Raw genomic sequence first — 21,149 nt, forward strand, 5'->3', positions numbered from 1 at the left:
TTTTAATCTTTCGTCTCGCAAGTGCCCACACAGATTGTCTGTTTCTTCTTTTTAAAGAGCTGACAGCTATTTATCTTTCACTAAATATTTTGTTATTCAGTTTGCTGTCTCAAGGGTTGCGTATGTTACTCACTTCACTTGCTCTCGTCAACCCCTATTTAAGAAATTTTATTATTTTTAGATTGATTGACTGCTTTTTACTCAAAATGATGTGTTATAACGTTATTTGGAGTCGTTTAACCGCATTTACGGCTTTATTTACCGCTTCGGAGACCGTTTCGGCTTTTGCCAATGCGACTCCCATTCGCCTTACACCATCTACTTCAGGTTTACCAAATAAACGTATATCTGTATGTGACTCTTGTAATGCTTTTTCTAAATTAGCAAATGTAATTTGCTTTGAACAACCATTTACTAAAATAACCGCAGAAGCAGCAGCACTGTATTGTTCAATCATAGGAATTGGTAATCCCAGTATAGCTCTAGCATGTAATGCAAATTCGGTGAAATTTTGAGATATTAATGTTACCAACCCAGTATCATGCGGACGAGGAGAAACCTCACTAAACCAAACATGATCACCTTTTACAAATAATTCAACACCAAATATACCTCGTCCTCCTAGAGCATCAGTTATTTTAGTTGAAATTTCTTTTGCTAGATTTAAAGCTTGATTAGACATTTGTTGCGGTTGCCAAGATTCTCGATAATCCCCTTTTTCTTGACGATGACCAATAGGTTCACAGAATGAAATACCATTAATATGTTTGACAGTAAGTAAGGTAATTTCGTAATCAAAATTCACTAAGCCTTCTATTATTACTTTTCCTTCACCTGTACGTCCACCTTCTTGAGCATAGATCCATGAGGAATCTATATCAACTTCACTACGTAATAATGACTGACCTTTGCCGGAAGAACTCATAATCGGTTTGACAAAACAGGGAAAACCAATTTCTGTTATTGCTTGTTTAAATTCTGTTTTATTTGAAGCGAAACGGTAAGGTGAAGTAGGTAACTTTAATTTTTCAGCAGCTAGGCGACGAATACCTTCTCTATTCATTGTTAACGCTACTGCATTTGCAGTGGGAATGACCGTAAATCCTTCACTCTCTAATTCAACTAAAGTTTTTATTGCAATGGCTTCTATTTCAGGAACAATATAATCGGGTTTTTCAGTTTCAATGACGTTTCTTAGTTCATTACCATCTAACATATTGATAACATGAGAACGATGTGCAACTTGCATCGCTGGAGCATTAGCATAACGATCAACAGCAATCACTTCACAACCAAATCGCTGTAATTCAATCACAACTTCTTTTGCTAGTTCCCCTGCACCACAAAGTAAAACTTTTGTTGCGCTGGATGATAGTGGTGTCCCTATTTTTGTCATGATATTCTTCTTATATGTTTAATCATTTTATTTTGTTTATAAGCTTAAAATAAAAAATCGGGATAATTATCCCGATTTTTCTTAATTTAAAATTATACTGAATATGGATCACGTAAAATCATAGTTTCACTACGATCCGGACCCGTTGAAATAATATCAACTGGTGTTTCCGTTAATTCTTCAATCCGTTTGATATAAGCTTTTGCTGCTTTTGGTAATGCATCATAACTCTTGATACCAAACGTCGATTCACTCCAACCTGGCATTGTTTCGTAAACTGGTTTTACTAAACTCCAATCTTCAGCAGCAGCCGGTGCATTTTTGATGACATGACCATTTGGTAATTGATAACCAACACAAATTTTAACTTCGTTAAGACCATCGAGAACATCCAGTTTTGTAAGACAAAATCCAGAAACAGAATTTAGTTGTACGGCTTTTCGAACGGCAACTGCATCTAACCATCCTGTACGACGACGACGACCTGTTGTTGCACCGAATTCATTACCCTGTTTACAAAGGTACTCGCCAGTTTCATCAAATAATTCTGTAGGAAAAGGACCAGCTCCAACTCGTGTAGAGTAGGCTTTAACAATTCCTAATACATAACCGACATAACGGGGACCAAAACCAGAACCAGTTGCTACTCCACCAGCAGTCGTATTAGAAGATGTCACATAAGGATACGTACCATGGTCAATATCAAGCAATGTACCTTGTGCACCTTCGAACATAATCCTTTCACCTTTTTTTCGTGCATCTTCTAAAAGTGCAGGTATATCGGCAATCATAGATACTAAAATATCTGCAATTGCTAATGTGTCATTAAGGACTTTCTGATAATCAACAGCTTCAGCTTTATAGTAATTTACTAATTGAAAATTGTGGTATTCCATCACTTCTTTTAATTTTTCAGCAAATGCCAGTCTATCAAGTAAATCCCCAACACGAAGTCCACGACGTGCAACTTTATCTTCATAAGCAGGCCCAATACCTCGACCAGTAGTACCAATAGCTTTATTTCCACGAGCTTTTTCTCGAGCTTGGTCTAATGCAATATGGTAAGGCAAGATTAATGGGCACGATTCAGAGATAAGTAGTCTTTCTTGAACAGGTATACCTTTATTTTCAAGTTCTTTCATCTCTTTCATTAAAGCATCTGGACATAGCACTACACCGTTAGCAATAATACTCATAACATTATTATGTAGAATTCCTGATGGAATTAAGTGTAATACGGTTTTTTCGCCATCAATAACCAACGTGTGACCTGCATTATGCCCGCCTTGATAACGTACCACATATTTTGCTTTTTCAGTAAGTAAATCGACAACTTTACCTTTGCCTTCATCACCCCATTGTGTACCTAGTACAACAACATTATTACTCATAGACTGTTTACTCATTCTGTTATTTATTTGATTTTAATTTCATATACTGGAAAAACTCACTATCAGGACTAATGACCATCACATCATTACCAGTGAAACTTTGTTCATACGCTTTTAAACTACGAATAAAACTAAAAAACACCATATCTTTACCAAAGGCATCAGCGTATAGTTTAGCGGCATTAGCATCGCCTTCACCTCGGATTATACGAGATTGACGCTCTGCTTCTGATAATATTTTGGTTGCTTCTAGCGTAGCTGTCGCTCTTGTTTCTTCGGCTTTTCTAACACCTTCAAAACGTTTATCACGAGCGATCACTTCACGTTCTGCTCGCATTCTTGCATAGATAGAACCAGAAACTTCAGATGGGAAGTTAATCTGTTTAATTCGAACATCAATGACTTCAACACCAAATGCTCTTAAGCTGGTTTTATTGATTTCAGAATCTTTTTGGGTATCAGTAACCAATTTGTCAATTGGTGCAGTATCAATGGAGTCTTGATGATTTCCATTCAAAGCATCTTTAACTCGAATCATTAAAGAATTTCGTGATTTAGTATCAGCGTTAGAATCATTAATAATATCTTTATTGCTTAATTTACCAATTTCAGCTCTTAAACGACCATTTAGACGTGCTAAAAGTAAGTCTTCAACGTTATTTCCGCCAGCTACTGTTTCATAATAACGATTAAAATCAACAATTTTCCACTGTACAAAATAATCAACAATTAATTCTTTCTTTTGTACGTTAAAAAAACGTTGTTCTTTGCTATTATTAGAACTATTAGTTGTTTGAATTTTAGCATCAATAACTTTGATGCTATCCATACCAGGAACTTTAAAATGTAATCCTGGATCAGATAACCCAATAATTTTATTAAATCTTAAAACAACACCACGTGTTCCTTCTTCTATCACATAAGCGCTTGAAAAGAACATACCAATTAAAATTAAAACGATAGGAATCAATAATTTACGCATACTCATCTTTCTCCTTATTATTGTCCCATAGTTCTCATAGTTCTCGCTGTATTGCTAGTAGAAGAACTATTGTTACTTGTTGTGGCACTTTTTTGTGATTCACTTGCTGTTTGAGGTGTACTTTTCATTGCTTCAGAAGAATTTGGCATATTAAAATTATAATCACTACTTTGATTTACTGTTGATGTAGATACTTTTTCGCCTTTATTTTTTAATAATTGTTCTAATGGTAGAACCATTAGATTACCACTTTTATCATTAACGATGACTTTATGAGTCTTCTCTAATATTTTTTCCATCATTTCAATATATAAACGCTCTTTAGTTATTTCAGGAGCAGCTTTATATTGAGGTAAAATTTGCTCAAAACGTGCAACGTCACCTGCAGCTTCAAGCTCTACTCGGACTTTATAGGCATTAGCATCAGCTAAAATTCTTGCCGATTTACCTTCAGCTTGCTGAACTAATTGAACTTTATCTGCTTCTGCTTGCTTGATTTCACGTTCACTATCACCCTGAGCACGAATTGCATCATCGTAAGCATCTTGTACCTCATCCGGTGGACGAGCCACTTGGAAATTTAAATCAACAATATTAATTCCCATATCATAATGGGTGATTACATTAACAAGTTCATCCTTAGTGCTACTTTCAAGAATTGAACGACCATCGGAAATGATAGCATCAATATTAGAGCTACCCACAGCGGTTCTAAGAGCACTATCTGCGGCTTGGCGAAGGCTATCTTCAACATTAGTAACATTGAATAAATATTTTAAAGGATTGCTAATACGATACTGTACATTCATCTCAACAAAGACAAGGTTCTCACCTGTAGTAACAATAAAGCCTTGGACATTGAAATTTCGAGTTCCTTGAGTATCAACAATATAGACCTTATCAATTAAGGTAGGTTTCCAATTTAATCCAGGTTGAACAATTTCTGGTTGAACTTGACCAAAGCGAGTAATCACCCCTCTTTGGCTTTGATTAATGGTATAAAACCCACTTAAACCCCAGATAAATATTAAAGCAATAAATGCTATTACAATAATTTTGTAGGTATTCATCGGTAATTTAGTGTTTGATGAACCGCCATTGTTATTGCCTAACTTACCTTTTTTAAGTAAATTTTTAATTTTATCCAATATATCATTTGTTGAATTGGAAGGTTTTTTGTTATTACTTCCCCATGGATCGTTATCTTGTCCGTTATTTCCGGGCTGATTCCACGCCATATTTTATATGCTCCATTTAACGATTAGTTGTTATTTTGCGTATTAATTAAGTATAACAGATCTGGCTCCTGTTTACAGAGACGATTCCATTCAATGGAAGGCATTCTCACATCTAGTCGAAAACTACCGTCATCATTAATAAACTCACGTTCTACTGCATTTAACTGATAAAAACGACTTCTTAATTTTGCCAAATGAGCAGGTAAATTCAACTGACAAACTTGAATCTGTTTAGCAAGCCTTTCTTTTAATGCTATAAATAAGAGATCTAATCCTAAACCATTTTGAGCAGAAATCCAAACACGAATTGGAATTCCCTCTTCATTACGATCAATGCTCGGTTCTCTACCTTCGATTAAATCAATTTTATTCATTACTAATAGTGTTGGGATATCATGTGCATCAATTTCAAATAATACTTCTTCTACTGCATGTATATTCTCCAACATATTAGGATCAGCAGCATCAATAACATGTAATAATAAAGCTGCTTCTTGTGTTTCTAATAAAGTTGCTTTAAAAGCCGCAATCAGATCATGAGGTAAGTGACGAATAAAACCTACCGTATCAGCTAAAACAACTTCTCCAACATCATCAACTGTAATCCGCCTTAGTGTAGGATCGAGCGTAGCAAATAACTGATCAGCTGCATAAACATCGGCATGAGTTAGAACATTAAATAGTGTTGATTTACCTGCATTGGTATATCCAACTAAAGATGCAGTGGAGAGATCTGCTTTATTTCTTGATTGCCGATTTTGGTTACGCTGTTTTTCTACTTTAGCTAATCTTGATAAAATTAATTGAATTCTATGACGAATCAAACGTCTATCAGTTTCTAACTGTGTTTCCCCCGGTCCTCTTAAACCAATACCACCTTTTTGTCGTTCTAAATGTGTCCATCCACGAACCAAACGAGTAGATAAATATTGCAATTGTGCTAATTCAACTTGTAATTTACCTTCATGAGTTCTCGCTCGTTGTGCAAAAATATCTAAAATTAAACCAGTTCGATCAACAACGCGACATTCACATAGTTTTTCAAGGTTACGTTCTTGAGTAGGCGTCAATGTATGATTAACTAAAATAACGGAAGCTTGTAGTTCTTTAACTTTTTCAGCAATTTCTAGGGCTTTACCTTCACCAATAAAATATTTGGCTTGAGGTGTTTTTCTTGATGTTGTCACAATATCGAGAATCTCTATTTGAGCAGAAGCAACTAATACTTCAAACTCTTTTAGATCCTCGATATCGCTTTCTTGAGGAAGGAAAACATGGACTAATAAGGCAGATTCTCCGCCTTTATATCGATCAAACAATCAGATTCTCCGCTGATTTAATCAGTTTTCATTTTCCTCTTCTGGCTGAGATACTAATCCAGAAATTGATCTTGATGGTACAACTGTTGAGATAGCATGTTTATAAACCATTTGGCTTACAGTATTTTTTAGTAATATAACAAATTGATCAAATGATTCGATTTGACCTTGTAATTTAATACCATTAACCAAATAAATTGATACAGGAATATGCTCGCGACGAAGCAAATTCAAATAAGGATCTTGTAATGACTGCCCTTTTGACATGAGATTATCCTTTAAAATGAAATAATATGAAGATTGAAATTATATTTTCAAAAATAAATATCTATTGTAATTACAATTATAGAATATTTACGTAAGTAAATATCAAAATAACATAAAAAACACGGTACTTGAACCGATCAATTGCAATTTATGCACAAATAACTAAATTTTTAATAACTTTACATTAACTAGACAAAATAATATACGAAACCGCCTCATTAATCTAAAATATTTTAACAAAACTAAATAAACTATCAATAAATAAAAAGACCAAGTAATAAGCAATGAAAATATCTATTTGAAATTAAAAGAGATGATTTAAAATATTTTCCATATTATTTCTATTTAACCATGTGACAGGTTGCTTCCAACCACGAAGCCAGGTAATTTGCCGTTTTGCTAATTGACGAGTAGCACAAATACCTTTGAATACCATTTCATCATAACTGGTATCGCCACTTAAATATTCCCACATTTGGCGATAACCAACGCAGCGAATAGAAGGTAGATTTAAATGAAGATCGGAGCGCTGCATAAGTTTTTTCACTTCATCTTCAAAACCTTGATCTAACATCTGTAAAAAACGTTGCTCAATATGCTTATGAAGTTCAGCTCTATCATCTGGCATTATAGCAAATTGCATAATATCATATGGTAAAGCTTTACCACTTTCTTGAGTTAGCTCGGTTAAACTTTTACCTGTGATAAGATAAACTTCTAAAGCACGATTTAGACGCTGTGGATCATTAGGATGAATACGCTCAGCCGATATAGGATCAATTTTTTGCAATTCTTCATGAATCGCTTGCCACCCCATTTTATTAGCTTTTTCTTCTATTTGTTTACGTATTTCCATGTTGGCAACAGGAAGCGGAGATAGCCCTTCAATTAGCGCTTTAAAATATAACATGGTGCCACCTACTAACAATGGAATGCGTCCTTTGTTTAGGGTTTTTTCAATTTCGACAATCGCATCATGCCGAAAATTAGCTGCTGAATAACTTTGTGCTGGATCACAAATATCAATCAATTTATGCGGATATTTATGTTGTTCTTTTTTAGTTGGTTTTGCCGTCCCAATATCCATTCCGCGATAAATTAGTGCGGAATCAACACTAATGATATCAATAGGATAACGATCATAAAGAGCCATTGCAAATGCCGTTTTACCCGATGCTGTGGGTCCCATTAATGAAATAATTTTTGGTTTGTTCATGATAAAATCGATTGAGTAAATAATTGTATATCAATTGGATATAAAAAAGTTTGTTGCTGTAACAAATTAATATCTATCTGTTCTAACTGAGCCAATAACTGAATCACTTTAGCTACGCTCCAACATACTGTATGACTGTCATCATACTGATTTGCTAACCAATTAGCTATCTGTGTTGGATTTAAAACTTCCTGTTCTGATTCTGATATAAAACTAATTAATGCTGGCAAAGTTTGTTGCCAATTCATAGCCCGCAACATTTTAGGCACATTTTCTAAGTACAATTTAGCTTTATCTATATAAAAATCAAAACCTAAAAATTGTAATTGTTTTTGATAATTAGTAATCACTTGCTGTTCTTTATGATCTATTAATATCGTTAAAGGTATCAATAATTTTTCCGATTCTTGAGATAATAATTTAATTGTGGTCACTTTTTTTTGGGCCACAGGTAATTTCATTAACATTAATTTTTGCTGATTATCTTCAAACTTTTCAAGCAACGCCATATCAGATTGAATGATAGTTAATACTCGACCAAATTGCACTAATGATGAACTATCAAGTTGCTGTTGTAATGATTGTAATGGCATATTTCGTTTAGGAAATAATGCTTCAATAACTGCTTGTTGAGGTGCAGTTATTAAACCATCATCTTCTGTTGGCTGAAATGATTGAGGCTGAGTTTTTTCTATTTCTGTTTTTGGATTAATTTCAACTAATTGACCATAAATTGCATTTTCTTTAATGTGATTGATCGGTTTTTTAGTTAACGAGCTCATTGTTGGATAATTTTTATGCTCAGTTTCTATTTGTTGATTAAAGATATTTTCACCGGCAGCTTGTCGATTCGGAGCCATTATCACTTTTTCTTTATATGTGAACGGTTGATTTGATTCAAGAGCCATGACAATTGCTTGATAAACAAAATCATGTACTAATCTCGCTTCATGAAAACGAACTTCGTGTTTCGCGGGATGCACATTAACATCAACTTGTTTAGGATCAATTTGTAAAAATACAACATAACTTTGTTGCTCATTAGTACGGCTATTGTATGCTTGTCGCAATGCATGATTGAGCAATTTGTCCTTGATGACACGGCCATTAACATAAAAGTATTGCAGTTCACTGCTTTCACTGCTGGTGACCCAACCTTGAATCACTAAATCATCGTGTTGCCAATCAAGTTTCACTGCTTTTTGTATAAATGCTCGACCGCAAACTAATTCCACTCTTTTTTTTAATTCAGATGCTCGATACTGTTTAACCAATTTACCATTATGTTGCAAATTAAATGAGACATCAGGACGAGCCAGCGCAATGCGTCGCACAAATTCCTCAATATGCATAAATTCGGTTTTTTCCGTTTTTAAAAAACGGCGCCTTGCAGGAGTATTATAGAATAGATCAAGAACTTCAACTGTTGAACCAATAGGATGCGCAGCGGGTTTAATAGTTGGCGTCATATCTCGACCTTCTGCATAAACTTGCCATGCTTCAGTCTGTTCTACTGTTCTCGAAGTTAAAGTTAATCTTGAAACAGAACTAATACTTGCTAGTGCTTCACCACGAAATCCGAGACTAATAATTGCATCGAGATCATCTAACGTACTGATTTTACTGGTTGCATGACGTGCTAAAGCAAGTGCTAATTCATCTTTAGTAATACCACAACCATTATCACGAATACGGATTAATTTACAGCCGCCTTGCTCAATATCTATATCAATTTGAGTACTACCCGCATCAAGGCTATTTTCAACTAATTCTTTAATAACTGATGCGGGGCGCTCTACTACCTCACCTGCCGCAATTTGATTCGCTAATTGGGGAGATAGAATATGGATTGCCATTAATGTTGTGCTCCAAATTTAGGATTCTGTTTTACATAGTTTTTTATACCTTGATAAATGGCTTTAGCAATCTTATCTTGATGGGCATTACTGCTTAACAGACGTTCTTCGTCAAAATTAGAAATAAAACCAACTTCAATCAAAATCGACGGAATATCAGGTGAACGTAAAACACCTAAACTTGCATATTCTGGCTGATTTTTATGAAGCTTAGTTACACTTTTTATTGACGTTAAAACTTGCATTGCTAATTCATAACCTACTCGCTGAGAATAAGAAAATTGTAAATCTAAGACCGCTTGACTTAAATGACGATTATTATCTTCAGCAAGAGCATCGCCAGCTCCGCCTAATAATTGAGATTGTTTTTCATCTTGTTCAAGCCAACGACCAAGCTCAGTATCAGCCCGTTTGGTCGATAAGACCCAAATTGACGCACCTGTTGCGTTACGATTTGGGGCTGCATCAGCATGAATAGAAACTAATAAATTAGCTTTATTTTTTCGAGCGATTTCTGAACGCTGTGGAACCGAGATAAAAGTATCACTACTACGGGTTAATACCCCTTTAAAACTAGGATCTTTATTTAACAAATTAGTTAATTTTTTGGCAATTGAAAATGTAACTGTCTTTTCATATAAATTGCTTTGACCTATTGCGCCAGAATCTTTACCACCATGTCCTGCATCAACGGCAATCACTACTTTAGCTGCATAAGCTGAGTTACAAAGCAATAATAACATTAAAAAAGTAAGTAATTTTTTCATCATCTTTTACCGTTAATGTGTATTGTTAAAAATTAATAATCGTTCGACCCTTTTGGCTTTTTGCTTGCACGCAAGCCGTACGTTCACAGGATAAATAAGCCAAATGAATTTCAATGTCAGCACTTGGTAATATACCTTTCGCTTGTTCAGGCCATTCAATTAAACAGATCGAACGCGAAGAAAAATATTCACGGATACCCATAAACTCAAGTTCCTCAGAATCAATTAATCTATATAAATCAAAATGATAAACAGAAAAGCCATCGAATTGATACGGTTCAACTAAAGTATATGTTGGACTTTTGACATTACCTGTATGACCTAATTGTTGTAAAAATCCACGACTAAAAGTAGTTTTACCAGCACCAAGATCACCAATTAAATAAAGAATTATCGTATCATCTTGATTCAATAAATAGTTTAAACATTGCTTAGCAAGTTTGCTACCCAATGAAATGGTTGCGTGCTCATCGGCTAAAATAATTGGTTTCATGAGGAATTCTTTGCTCAATAAATAGTCCTTATTATATACTAATAACCATTAAAGATGTACCAAACAAGATTAACTTGCTTTTCTGTCAAAAAGTTTCAGGTTAACTATACGTTTAAGTATAAAAAAAGTGAGAATTATGTTACATACTATTTCAACAGCCAACCAATCAACTGTAAATACACAATTCATATCACAACACGATGCCGTTTTATTCTGGCAAAATGGTGTGATTATTGCGCTAAAAAATAATCCATTATTAGATGATATTATCGAAAAAACTGCACATTGCTACATCATCGATAATGATATTCAAGCTCGTGGATTACTCCCATTTATTGATCCAAGAGTTAAAATTATCAATATGCAGCAAACCGTTGAATTAACGGCAATCAACTACCCACAAATGAATTGGCAATAATATGATTTTTCGTTGACATACCCAGCCTGTCAGTTTTAATTACCTTAATCATTGTGTTTTATTATAGATAATTATGATGTTTTAAAATAATCTCAGCTAATTTGCAAATCTAACTCTCTGGGTTTAATATAATTTTCAATCGTTTTAATGAATATTTAAATCTTAATGACAAATTTATTAACAGTATCAGAATGTATTGGTCGTTTAAAAAATGGTGATGTAATTGCTTACCCTACCGAAGCCGTTTTTGGATTGGGTTGTGATCCCAACAATGAAATTGCTGTATTAAACCTGCTACAGTTAAAGCAGCGATCAATTGATAAAGGGCTAATTTTAATTGCGAGTGATTATCAGCAACTGCTTCCTTATATTGATGATTCAACTCTCAATAAAGAGCAAAAGAGGTTAGCATTTACCAGCTGGCCTGGACCTGTCACTTGGATTTTTCCTAAAAATAAAACAACTCCCTATTTTTTAACAGGCAAATTTGACTCTATTGCAGTGCGAGTCACTAATCATCCTTTAGTTTGTCAGCTTTGTGATTTATTTGGTAAACCACTCATCTCATCAAGCGCTAATCTTTCAGGTCATAATCCCTGCCGAACAATTTTTGATGTAAAACAACAGTTTGGAGAATGTTTTCCTGTTTTAAGAGGTGAAACAGGTCATCGTTTACAACCTTCTGAAATTAGAGATATAAGAACAGGTAATATCATTCGAGAAGGATAACTTTATGCAAAATTTGTATATTGGTGTAATGTCAGGTACCAGTATGGATGGTATTGATATTGCTTTAGTAAATATAACAGATAGAAAAATTACCTCAATCGCTAGTAATTGCTACCCAATGCCAGCCAATTTAAAACAACTTCTACTTACTCTATGCGAAACCAAACAGACCACATTACAAAATTTAGGTGAAATTGATCACAGACTTGGCCAACTTTTTGCAGATAGTATAAATCAATTTTTAAAAGATAATCAGATTAAAAAACATCAAATTACAGCGATTGGATGTCACGGACAAACCATCTATCACGCACCAAATGGTGCTAATCCGTTCACCATGCAAATTGGAGATGCGAATATTATTGCGGCAAAAACAGGAATAACCACTATAGCAGATTTTCGACGTAAAGATATGGCTTATGGGGGACAAGGCGCACCACTCGTGCCAGCTTTTCATAACGCGGTATTGCAAGATCCGAATATCAATCGCGTGATACTTAATATTGGCGGAATAAGTAATATTACTGTATTAATTCCTCAATACCCTATTATAGGTTATGACACTGGTCCAGGTAATGTATTATTAGATGGATGGATTAAAGAGCAGTTAGGAAAAAACTATGATCAAGATGGACTATGGGCGAAAACAGGTAGCATTAATCCAGATTTATTAAATTATCTTTATAAGGAAAATTATTTTCAAATACCTGCTCCTAAAAGTACTGGACGAGAACTATTTAATTTATCTTGGTTACATAATAAATTAGTAGGAATGCATTTATCTGCGCAAGATATCCAAGCAACATTAGTCGAGTTTACTGTTTTATCTATTTCTGAAGAAATAAAAAAATTACCGATAAATAATAGATTATCTTGTGAGCTGTTAGTTTGTGGAGGTGGTGCAAAAAATCCTCTCATAATGGAACGATTATCAAGATTACTACCAAAATGGCAAGTTTTGATTACTGATGTGAAAGGCATAAACAGTGCTGATATGGAAGCGATTGCTTTTGCTTGGCTTGCTTATTGTAGGATGAATAATATTCCATCTAATATTCCAGAAGTAACTGGAGCAAACCAAGCAGTAAGCTTAGGGGTTATTTATCAATAATAACCTTTATTCTGACAATTTTGATTGCTTATTATAACCAATTAATTCAGATATTTTGGCGGCAGATTGGCTAATTTCACCGACAAGTTTAGCTTCATCTTCTGCTGTATTACATCTAAAGATAGAGGTTGATAAACTTAAGGCTGCAATAATATTACCTAAACGATTATAAATTGGCACTGCAAAACAACGTAAACCAAGCTCTGACTCTTCATCATCTTTGCCATAACCTAAACGTTTAACTTCATCGAGTTCAGCAAAAAATGCCTCTTTATTGGTGATTGTTTTAGGTGTGTATTGAACAAAATTAATACTATTAACTAAGCTTTTTTTACTTTCATCATCTAACCAAGCTAATAATACTTTACCTAATCCACTGGCATGCACAGTCGCTTGATTGCCTATTTTAGAAGTTAAACAAAGACTATATTGTTCTGATGCCACTTTATTAATGTAGATAATTTGGTCACCTTCACGAACAGCTAAATGAATCGTTTCTTTAGTTTTATCCCTTAACTTTCTCATTTCCAAATCAGCAATAGCTAAAAAGTTTTGGTGATAAAGCACTCGGTTGCCTAAATCAAGTAATTTCAAATTAAGAGAATATTTATCTGAATCTTCTTCTTGATTAACATAACCTAATGATTTCATGGTTTGTAAAAAACGATAGGCTGTGCTTTTGGGCATCATTACTTTTTGCGATAATTCTGATATAGCAATGTCTTTAGATTCGGATAAAGCTTCTAAAATTCCGAAAACTTTTAAAACCGAAGCAACCGATTCTGGTGAGCTATCATTCATTATTAGCACATCTCCTTACTAAAAATTAGTCATTATTCTATTATTAAATGATCAACTAGAACAAATCAAAACTATCGAAAGTATATCATAATTAATAATGAGTCGTTACTAGCTATTTTATAAAAAATCTAATCTTTGAGGAGTAAACATATCAAGCAAAACGCCAGCTTGTTTGCAAACACAACCATGTTCAATATTGGGTTTTTTATATAATGTATCACCAGCACGAACAATCTTAGTCTCATCACCGATAGTAAATTCAAATTCACCAGACAAAACATAGGTTAGTTGTTCATGTGGATGATGATGCATCGCACCAATTGCGCCAGTTTCAAAATGAACTTCAACCGCCATCATATTACCATCATGAGCTAAAATTTTACGTTTAACCCCATTTCCTAAATCAATTAATTCAATATCTGAATTAAAACAAAACATGACATTACTCCTAAATTTATAAAAAAAACAGAGATAATAAATAACATCCTTTTATTTTATTATCTCTTAAATTATCTAATTTTTAACCTTATTTTATTAAGGTTGCTTACCAATATAAGCTAAAATACCACCATCAACATAAAGAATATGCCCGTTAACAAAATTTGAAGCTTCTGATGCTAAAAATACGGCTGCTCCAGCCAAATCATCAGGAGTCCCCCATCGCCCTGCCGGTGTTTTAGCGATAATGAACTGATCAAATGGGTGACGAGAACCATCTGCTTGTTTTTCACGTAATGGCGCAGTTTGAGGAGTGGCAATATAACCTGGACCAATACCGTTACATTGAATATTGGCATGCCCAAATTCAGAACAGATATTTTTGGTTAACATTTTTAAGCCACCTTTAGCCGATGCATAACCAACAACTGTTTCACGACCAAGCTCGCTCATCATTGAACAGATGTTGATGATTTTGCCACTTCCTTTTTTGATCATTGAAGGAAGGACAGCTTTTGCCATAATAAATTGACCAGTCAGGTCGATATCAATAATTTTTCGATAATCTGCCGCACTTGTTTCAAGCATCGATTTGCGCTGTATAATACCTGCATTATTAACTAAAATATCAATCACACCATGTTCTTTTTCAATTTGAGCAATCGATTTTTCAACAGCATCTTCATCTGTAATATCAAATAGATAGCCATGGGCATCAATACCAGCAGCGTTATAAGCTTCAAGTCCTTTTTGCAAGTTTTCTGGTACCACATCATTAAATACGATTTTCGCTCCCGCACCAGCCAATGATTTTGCTATTTCAAAACCGATGCCGTAAGAAGCACCCGTTACCAGCGCTATTTTATTATTGAGTGAAAATTTATTTAAAATCGACATAATTTTATTCTCCGTTATAGTTATGATAGACAAAATGGGTCTATCACATTTCTTCTAATATGTTAGCGGGCACTTTAGTTAAATAAAGTGCGGGTTCATCTTGCGCATCACACGAATATAAAACGTATTTATTATCAGGTGAAAACGATGGATGGGGATGAGTAACTTGACGATCACCATCTAAAACACGCCATGTACTGTTATGCTTAACCAATTTATGTGCTGTTTTTGTTCTAGGTGCCAAAATATAAAGCCATGGATCATTTTCAATTTTATAGCCATTTGTATCAATTACGTCAACAGGACTGCCTGTTCCATCACCAATATAAAGTGTACCATCAAAATTACTCATTAAGTGTGAGCAAGCTGGCATTGCCATAATCTCTTTATCTTCATTTGTCATCGGATTATAAAGACGGATATATCGTTCTTGCTGTCCTTTCATATAAGACACATAGGCAAGTCCTGATCCATCTGGTACCCAAAATTCATGAGTGCAACTCTCACCAGGTAAATTATCATGCGCTTTTCGTTCATTTTGACCATCACGATCAACCAACCAAATTCTTGCATCAACTAAATCATGAGGCCCTTCATGGCAAAATGCGATAGTTTTATCATCAAAAGGTCTAAAAATTGGATGACCTAACCATACATTCTGATCAATAACTGTTTTGGCTACACCTGTTTTAATATCAATCTTGATTAAACGGCAGTGCGGGTTTTTATCATAAAATGCTTTAAATATTGTCCAGTCGGTAAGTGGCGTCCAATCTTTTTTATCAATTTCAATGCCTACAATTTCATTACAATCACTATTAGCAACCCATGTACCGTAACCAACCCATTCATCAGGTACTGTATAAATATTTTTTTCTTCTAACGTTTCAAGATTAACTTGTTGCAAGTTGCGTTCATTTTTCACATAGTACAAAAATTTATCGTCTGGCGATAAAAAACCACCAAAGGTATTATCACCAGGTCCTTCGGTAAGTTGTTTTGCTGTTTGGTTTTCAATATCAAGTAAATAATAGTTACGATGAGTATCAAATTCACCCGCAAAAAGTAGCTTTTGACCATCATTGGTAAAGCACTTTTGATAAAAATAATTACGATGGCATAAAATACCTTCTGGCGTTAACCGGATAATTTCATTTTTCGAATCTTCATCTGTAAATGATGAATATGACAGCCTTACGATATTCCCCTTAGCCATATAAACTCCCTGAATATGAATATACAAATGTTTAAAAGATGCTCATTTATAAAATATAGTAATATAAAAAGTGTGATGATTTTGTGACTTTCATCACATTGCAATAATTTTATTAAAACATCGTTTTATTTTACTTAAATAAATTGATATATTTTTTTGCGAGTTTATAATGAAAGTAAAAAGTACTTAGAACAAATTACTAAACTTTGTTATGTAACTGATTATTATTTCAATCAAAAATAGAGGGAAATCATGAAAATAGCATTAATGAACGAATTTAGCCAAGCAGCTAAAAATCCGATTATTTTAAATGAATTAAAAAACGCAACAGAGAAACATGGACATACAGTTTTTAATGTTGGTATGGATGGCGACAATGATAAAAAATTAACTTATGTTCATTTAGGTATTATTAGCGCTATTTTATTAAACAGCAAAGCCGTTGATTTTGTTATCACAGGATGTGGTACAGGACAAGGCGCATTAATGGCATTAAATGCATTTCCTGGTGTTAATTGTGGTTATTGTATTGAACCTACGGATGCTTATTTGTTTGCACAAGTAAATAATGGTAATGCATTATCACTCGCTTTTGCTAAAGGTTTTGGTTGGGGTGCTGAACTCAATGCTCGTTATATTTTTGAAAAAGCCTTTGATGGCGAAAAAGGATTAGGTTATCCGCCTGAACGTCGTGAATCTCAAAATGCTAATGCTGTAATTTTAAATGATATGAAAAATGCAGCAGGAAAAAGTTTAATTGAAGCATTGAAAGCAATTGATCAATCATTACTTAAAGATGCGATCAAAGGTGAACGATTCCAAAAATGTTTATTTGAAAACAGCAAAGATCCAGACATTACCGATTATATCAGAAGTTTACTAGATTAATTTAGAATTTATTATTTACTACATCCTACAATTTTGTGCCATTTCAACTTAATTGATGAAATGGCACATTTCATTATTTTTAATCGTTTATATTTAGTGAATATCTATAACGATATAATTTAAATATAAATTTTAATTTCCAATATATTTTCTTCAAAAAATAGTTAAACGCATTTAACAACATATTAGATAATAAGAATTAAAGAATGAGATGGATAATTGCAAAGATTAAAAGCGCTAAATCTTACTAGATCTAGCACTTTATTATTTTAATTATTTAGCTTTATTTTTTTCGATTAGCGTTTTTAGCTCTTTTGGTAACACTATATTACCGTTTTTATCTCGAGTGATTTTAAAGTCACTATTTCCTTTCCATAATTGATTGCTGGTTACAGATTTAAAATCTTTACTTTTAATCTGTGGTCCAAATGAATCTTTTATCGCTGATTGCCAGCTATCACGAATAGAATAATTGTGTTCAAAAATGACCACTGGTTTTAAAAATTCATAGGGATTAGCGCGTAAAATATAATTATACCTCGCACTATTGATCGAAAGATTATTCTTCATGATATAAGAACCAGTATTAAAATTATCAGTAAAGCCATCCATATTATTATTTAAGGAAATTGAATTGATAATTTTATGATTTACCGGTTGACCTTCTGCTCCTAATTTAAAGCCATTACCTATACTCCCTGTAGCAATATTGGGTTTTGAAAAAGGAAAACCGTTTGAATAAGTAACTGAACTGTCAATTAATACAGGTTCATTTGGGCCATCTTCAATCTTGTTATAAAGATCGAAACCATCATCAGTATTATTATGAGCAATACACCCTCTAAATACATTCCCTTTACCAACACCCAATTTAGCGGCAAAACCATCAGCATTTTTACCTGATTTATCCATATTATTATAAGAATCAGAGTTAAGAATTAGGTTATAAGATGGCCAATAAATTCGATTTTGATTTTTCTTTTTAGCTGAGATTGCCAAACCGGTATCACTATTATTACGTGTAATAACTTGATCAATCACATTATGACTACCCGAAATTCTTAAATAAGCTGGTTTATTGTCTTTATCATCAATATTTCCATCAAAGATAACCTGCTTAATAGCCCAATAGTTGCTATCTAAATTAAACGTAGTGTTAATAAAAATCGCTTTATGCTTATTAATGGCTTGTATGGTTTTTAATTTACCGGGTAATCCACTTAATTGAGCCGGAAGAGTCATGCCGTCATAATAACCATCCATCAAATGAATAATACCGCCCGGTTCAACGCTATTAACAGCCGTTTCGAAATCAACCGGTGATGGTTTGGTACCTTTATTATCCTTTTTACCTTCTGGCGACACAATAATATTAGATAAATTTTCAATCGATGATTTATTTAGATTAATTGTAAAAATTTGCGTATTATTTTTAGCATTATCAGTAAACTCAACAGTAAAGGTATTAGTTCCATCTTTTAGCTGAGCTGGAAACTGTAATAACTTACCAACTTCCGCATTCAACGTTTTATTAATTTCTTTAACAAATACGGTACCTGAAGTATTTGGAAAAAACTGTAGTGTATAATTTTTACTATATACATTTTGTGGTGATGATAAGATTAACGTTGGTTTAATATCAACAATTACCTCAGGTTTAGCGGGTAATTTATCATAGTCAACCATTTCATCATTAAGGGTTAATTTAGAATTTTTAAACTCAACTTTTGCGTTTCTAGAAGCAAAAAAGCCGACATAAATATTTTTGTTATCTTGTTGATTTAAGAATCCTGAATAATCATTGGTTGCCCACTGTTTCTCTTCACCAGTCGCATTATTTTTCATCGATAAGATAAATTGATCTGCCGTTCTGGTCATTGTTAAATGCATACTTTTAACGTCAACATAATTAACATGTTCAACATAACCAACTTTCTCAATTGATATGCCTTCATTACCCCATGCTTTTTTTACACCATCACGTACTAAGCCGGTTACTTTTACTAAATTATCATTTTTTTGATTTTGAGTAATTAATGCATTCATAATTACATTTGAAGCATTTGGAAACTCCTCATAACCAGCCGGCTGAGGATCACTTCTAGCAACCCCAATAGTATCACGAGCAAATAAACCAACCGCTTCTTGAGCGGCAGGCGTTTTTCCATCCACTTCAGGTCCTATTTGCTCTAAGGTAACATCACTTTCTAAAGTAAAAGTTTGATTAACGGGTAATTGAGTATAAAAAACCACCATTCCATCATGCGAGTTAGCAATTTTACCGCCTCGACTCTCTAAATAGAAATCTGACGGCAATTGATAAGGTTGATTTGGAACTAAATGATCTTTTTGACCAGCAATCCAGGCATTATTGGTTCCCACTTTTTCAGGCTTGATAAGTGAGGCAAAATTTAAGTCAGTCGATTGGCCAAATGCTATCGCTTTCCACTCTTGTGCAGAAGCTGAGCTAACATAAAGCGTAGACAGACAAAGTATTGAAGTTAATATTTTTTTCATTATGGGTCCTAACATTTTTGTTTATTTCAATAATTCTAAAGCTTTCCACTACCGACTAATCGATCAGAGTTTTTACTAAATTGCTTAATATCATCCACACTATATTGATAAGGCACAGACCAATACAAATTATCAACAAAACCGCATGACGCTAATTTCAACTTAGATTGATTAAATAAAGAATTTTTATCCCGAAGGTTATCGCCTTTAAACTGTTTAGCTACTTTGCAGTTATCTTTTAAACCATCAATCATAAAGTGATTATTTTCCGAAAGCACACTGCCTTTATAGCCTAAGCCAATAGAGTATTGATATGGGTATACAGTTTTAGATTTATTAACCGATCCTTTAAACAGGTTGTTATACATGTGGATTTTGCCGAACCTTACTCTTGGTGCGCGTTGAGTAATGTCTAAAAAAACATTATGATGAAGCGTGATATTTAACTTATTCTCATCCTGATCAGCATTTTTATCACTATGGCCAATTAACATAGTTTTATCATGATTTTCAAATAGACAATAAGAGATAGTAATAAAATTACTACCACGCTTAATATCCAATAAACCATCATGTTGTACATATTTCCAGCCATCTTTTTTCTGGTACATATTATCGGTAAATTTACCATCAGTTAGAGTAACATGATCAATCCAAACATAAGTTGAGGAAATAATGTTTATTCCATCCCATTCGGCATTCCATCCATCTCCCTCTTCAAATTTTGGTGCAACATCAATTGGTGCTTCAATTTTTAAATTTCGAATAATGACATTATTTACATTAGATAAAATAATAGAACCATTAATAAAACCCGCTTCTTTACCCACACCAATTAACGTAGTATTACTAGGAATTTTGATCAGCGAACGTGACTTTTGATCATCAAAGTCTTTGTAAGGTTTGTCTTCACTAATGTCTACAATCCCAGAGATTTGTATAATACGAGGTTCATCTTTATTTATTTTAATAGCTTCTAAAAGATCTTTCTTATTGTTAACTAAAAAGATCATTTCTTGTTTAGCTTTAGAACCTCCTGTTGTTCCAACATTTGTTACTGAATTGTATCCGCCAAAACCATTTTCAGGTGCAACATCAAGAGCCTGTTTAACTTTTATTGGCGCAGGTGATAAAGCATAACTGGTAAAACTATATGAGTTAATTGCTAATGGAATTAACACAGCTATTAGTCGTTTTTTCATTTTAATT

General features: G+C 33.7%; 19 protein-coding genes and 1 pseudogene. 4 read left to right on the top strand and 16 right to left on the bottom strand.

All coding sequences use genetic code 11. The annotated features are described in order from the left end of the window. Positions 1-214 precede the first annotated feature (214 nt). The 10 genes and pseudogenes from purT to tsaE form a co-directional block, all read right to left on the bottom strand. On the bottom strand, positions 215-1,396 hold the full coding sequence (gene purT, locus J3U19_RS06535) for a formate-dependent phosphoribosylglycinamide formyltransferase (RefSeq protein WP_267341014.1): 1,182 nt from the start codon (positions 1,394-1,396) through the stop codon (positions 215-217). A gap of 92 nt (positions 1,397-1,488) precedes the next feature. Then, complete coding sequence (locus J3U19_RS06540; RefSeq protein WP_324123794.1) at positions 1,489-2,787, bottom strand: adenylosuccinate synthase; 1,299 nt, start codon at positions 2,785-2,787, stop codon at positions 1,489-1,491. Positions 2,788-2,806: 19 nt separating this feature from the next. Further along, positions 2,807-3,769 (bottom strand): protease modulator HflC, encoded by a 963-nt coding sequence (hflC, locus tag J3U19_RS06545; RefSeq protein ID WP_267372663.1) that lies wholly within the window; start codon positions 3,767-3,769, stop codon positions 2,807-2,809. A gap of 17 nt (positions 3,770-3,786) precedes the next feature. After that, the gene (gene hflK, locus J3U19_RS06550; protein ID WP_267345803.1) at positions 3,787-5,007 is read right to left on the bottom strand and encodes an FtsH protease activity modulator HflK; all 1,221 of its coding nucleotides are present in this window, start codon (positions 5,005-5,007) and stop codon (positions 3,787-3,789) included. A gap of 23 nt (positions 5,008-5,030) precedes the next feature. Continuing rightward, positions 5,031-6,326: a ribosome rescue GTPase HflX gene (gene hflX / locus J3U19_RS06555; protein WP_267341018.1), complete on the bottom strand. Its 1,296-nt coding sequence runs from the start codon at positions 6,324-6,326 to the stop codon at positions 5,031-5,033. Positions 6,327-6,347: 21 nt separating this feature from the next. After that, positions 6,348-6,593: an RNA chaperone Hfq gene (hfq, locus tag J3U19_RS06560; protein ID WP_267341019.1), complete on the bottom strand. Its 246-nt coding sequence runs from the start codon at positions 6,591-6,593 to the stop codon at positions 6,348-6,350. Positions 6,594-6,897: 304 nt separating this feature from the next. Continuing rightward, entirely contained in the window at positions 6,898-7,809 is a 912-nt protein-coding gene (gene miaA / locus J3U19_RS06565; protein WP_267341020.1) for a tRNA (adenosine(37)-N6)-dimethylallyltransferase MiaA, read from the bottom strand. Then, positions 7,806-9,665: a DNA mismatch repair endonuclease MutL gene (gene mutL / locus J3U19_RS06570; protein ID WP_267345804.1), complete on the bottom strand. Its 1,860-nt coding sequence runs from the start codon at positions 9,663-9,665 to the stop codon at positions 7,806-7,808. The genes miaA and mutL overlap by 4 nt, the downstream gene beginning before the upstream one ends. A 20-nt stretch (positions 9,666-9,685) precedes the next feature. Then, a pseudogene (locus J3U19_RS06575) lies at positions 9,686-10,390 on the bottom strand (N-acetylmuramoyl-L-alanine amidase); the annotation flags it as partial. A gap of 67 nt (positions 10,391-10,457) precedes the next feature. Then, positions 10,458-10,925 carry a tRNA (adenosine(37)-N6)-threonylcarbamoyltransferase complex ATPase subunit type 1 TsaE gene (gene tsaE, locus J3U19_RS06580; protein ID WP_267341025.1) on the bottom strand — a complete coding sequence of 156 codons (468 nt, stop codon included), beginning with the start codon at positions 10,923-10,925 and terminating at the stop codon, positions 10,458-10,460. 136 nt (positions 10,926-11,061) lie between these two features. On the opposite strand from tsaE, the gene tusB reads away from it, so the two are divergent. The 3 genes from tusB (at position 11,062) to J3U19_RS06595 (ending at position 13,183) form a co-directional block, all read left to right on the top strand. Beyond that, positions 11,062-11,343: a sulfurtransferase complex subunit TusB gene (tusB, locus tag J3U19_RS06585; RefSeq protein ID WP_267341027.1), complete on the top strand. Its 282-nt coding sequence runs from the start codon at positions 11,062-11,064 to the stop codon at positions 11,341-11,343. 165 nt (positions 11,344-11,508) lie between these two features. Further along, complete coding sequence (locus tag J3U19_RS06590) at positions 11,509-12,072, top strand: Sua5/YciO/YrdC/YwlC family protein (protein WP_267341028.1); 564 nt, start codon at positions 11,509-11,511, stop codon at positions 12,070-12,072. A 4-nt stretch (positions 12,073-12,076) separates the two neighbouring features. Then, complete coding sequence (locus tag J3U19_RS06595) at positions 12,077-13,183, top strand: anhydro-N-acetylmuramic acid kinase (RefSeq protein ID WP_267341029.1); 1,107 nt, start codon at positions 12,077-12,079, stop codon at positions 13,181-13,183. A gap of 6 nt (positions 13,184-13,189) precedes the next feature. Here J3U19_RS06595 and kdgR read toward each other — a convergent pair whose 3' ends face one another. The 4 genes from kdgR to J3U19_RS06615 form a co-directional block, all read right to left on the bottom strand. Further along, entirely contained in the window at positions 13,190-13,984 is a 795-nt protein-coding gene (kdgR, locus tag J3U19_RS06600) for a DNA-binding transcriptional regulator KdgR (RefSeq protein WP_267341031.1), read from the bottom strand. A gap of 117 nt (positions 13,985-14,101) precedes the next feature. Then, positions 14,102-14,422 (bottom strand): cupin domain-containing protein, encoded by a 321-nt coding sequence (locus J3U19_RS06605; protein WP_065561895.1) that lies wholly within the window; start codon positions 14,420-14,422, stop codon positions 14,102-14,104. Positions 14,423-14,518: 96 nt separating this feature from the next. Beyond that, complete coding sequence (locus J3U19_RS06610; RefSeq protein WP_267341032.1) at positions 14,519-15,319, bottom strand: gluconate 5-dehydrogenase; 801 nt, start codon at positions 15,317-15,319, stop codon at positions 14,519-14,521. Between the two features lie 43 nt (positions 15,320-15,362). Then, positions 15,363-16,535, bottom strand: a complete 1,173-nt coding sequence (locus tag J3U19_RS06615) for an oligogalacturonate lyase family protein (RefSeq protein WP_267341033.1) — start codon at positions 16,533-16,535, stop codon at positions 15,363-15,365. A 252-nt stretch (positions 16,536-16,787) separates the two neighbouring features. On the opposite strand from J3U19_RS06615, the gene J3U19_RS06620 reads away from it, so the two are divergent. Beyond that, complete coding sequence (locus J3U19_RS06620; protein WP_267345807.1) at positions 16,788-17,423, top strand: RpiB/LacA/LacB family sugar-phosphate isomerase; 636 nt, start codon at positions 16,788-16,790, stop codon at positions 17,421-17,423. Positions 17,424-17,696: 273 nt separating this feature from the next. On the opposite strand, the gene J3U19_RS06625 is transcribed toward J3U19_RS06620, so the two are convergent. Both J3U19_RS06625 and J3U19_RS06630 read right to left on the bottom strand, forming a co-directional pair. Then, positions 17,697-19,940 carry a right-handed parallel beta-helix repeat-containing protein gene (locus J3U19_RS06625; protein WP_267345808.1) on the bottom strand — a complete coding sequence of 748 codons (2,244 nt, stop codon included), beginning with the start codon at positions 19,938-19,940 and terminating at the stop codon, positions 17,697-17,699. A gap of 35 nt (positions 19,941-19,975) precedes the next feature. Continuing rightward, the gene (locus tag J3U19_RS06630) at positions 19,976-21,142 is read right to left on the bottom strand and encodes a pectate lyase family protein (protein ID WP_267341038.1); all 1,167 of its coding nucleotides are present in this window, start codon (positions 21,140-21,142) and stop codon (positions 19,976-19,978) included. Between the last annotated feature and the right edge of the window lie 7 nt (positions 21,143-21,149).

The organism is Gilliamella sp. B2828 (genome assembly GCF_026537125.1).
GTDB lineage: Bacteria > Pseudomonadota > Gammaproteobacteria > Enterobacterales > Orbaceae > Gilliamella.

Coding starts and splice junctions, on each gene's coding strand:
- purT (WP_267341014.1), bottom strand. CDS start 1,396: ATGACAAAAATAGGGACACCACTATCATCCAGCGCAACAAAAGTTTTA.
- J3U19_RS06540 (WP_324123794.1), bottom strand. CDS start 2,787: ATGAGTAATAATGTTGTTGTACTAGGTACACAATGGGGTGATGAAGGC.
- hflC (WP_267372663.1), bottom strand. CDS start 3,769: ATGCGTAAATTATTGATTCCTATCGTTTTAATTTTAATTGGTATGTTC.
- hflK (WP_267345803.1), bottom strand. CDS start 5,007: ATGGCGTGGAATCAGCCCGGAAATAACGGACAAGATAACGATCCATGG.
- hfq (WP_267341019.1), bottom strand. CDS start 6,593: ATGTCAAAAGGGCAGTCATTACAAGATCCTTATTTGAATTTGCTTCGT.
- miaA (WP_267341020.1), bottom strand. CDS start 7,809: ATGAACAAACCAAAAATTATTTCATTAATGGGACCCACAGCATCGGGT.
- mutL (WP_267345804.1), bottom strand. CDS start 9,665: ATGGCAATCCATATTCTATCTCCCCAATTAGCGAATCAAATTGCGGCA.
- tsaE (WP_267341025.1), bottom strand. CDS start 10,925: ATGAAACCAATTATTTTAGCCGATGAGCACGCAACCATTTCATTGGGT.
- tusB (WP_267341027.1), top strand. CDS start 11,062: ATGTTACATACTATTTCAACAGCCAACCAATCAACTGTAAATACACAA.
- J3U19_RS06590 (WP_267341028.1), top strand. CDS start 11,509: ATGACAAATTTATTAACAGTATCAGAATGTATTGGTCGTTTAAAAAAT.
- J3U19_RS06595 (WP_267341029.1), top strand. CDS start 12,077: ATGCAAAATTTGTATATTGGTGTAATGTCAGGTACCAGTATGGATGGT.
- kdgR (WP_267341031.1), bottom strand. CDS start 13,984: ATGAATGATAGCTCACCAGAATCGGTTGCTTCGGTTTTAAAAGTTTTC.
- J3U19_RS06605 (WP_065561895.1), bottom strand. CDS start 14,422: ATGTTTTGTTTTAATTCAGATATTGAATTAATTGATTTAGGAAATGGG.
- J3U19_RS06610 (WP_267341032.1), bottom strand. CDS start 15,319: ATGTCGATTTTAAATAAATTTTCACTCAATAATAAAATAGCGCTGGTA.
- J3U19_RS06615 (WP_267341033.1), bottom strand. CDS start 16,535: ATGGCTAAGGGGAATATCGTAAGGCTGTCATATTCATCATTTACAGAT.
- J3U19_RS06620 (WP_267345807.1), top strand. CDS start 16,788: ATGAAAATAGCATTAATGAACGAATTTAGCCAAGCAGCTAAAAATCCG.
- J3U19_RS06625 (WP_267345808.1), bottom strand. CDS start 19,940: ATGAAAAAAATATTAACTTCAATACTTTGTCTGTCTACGCTTTATGTT.
- J3U19_RS06630 (WP_267341038.1), bottom strand. CDS start 21,142: ATGAAAAAACGACTAATAGCTGTGTTAATTCCATTAGCAATTAACTCA.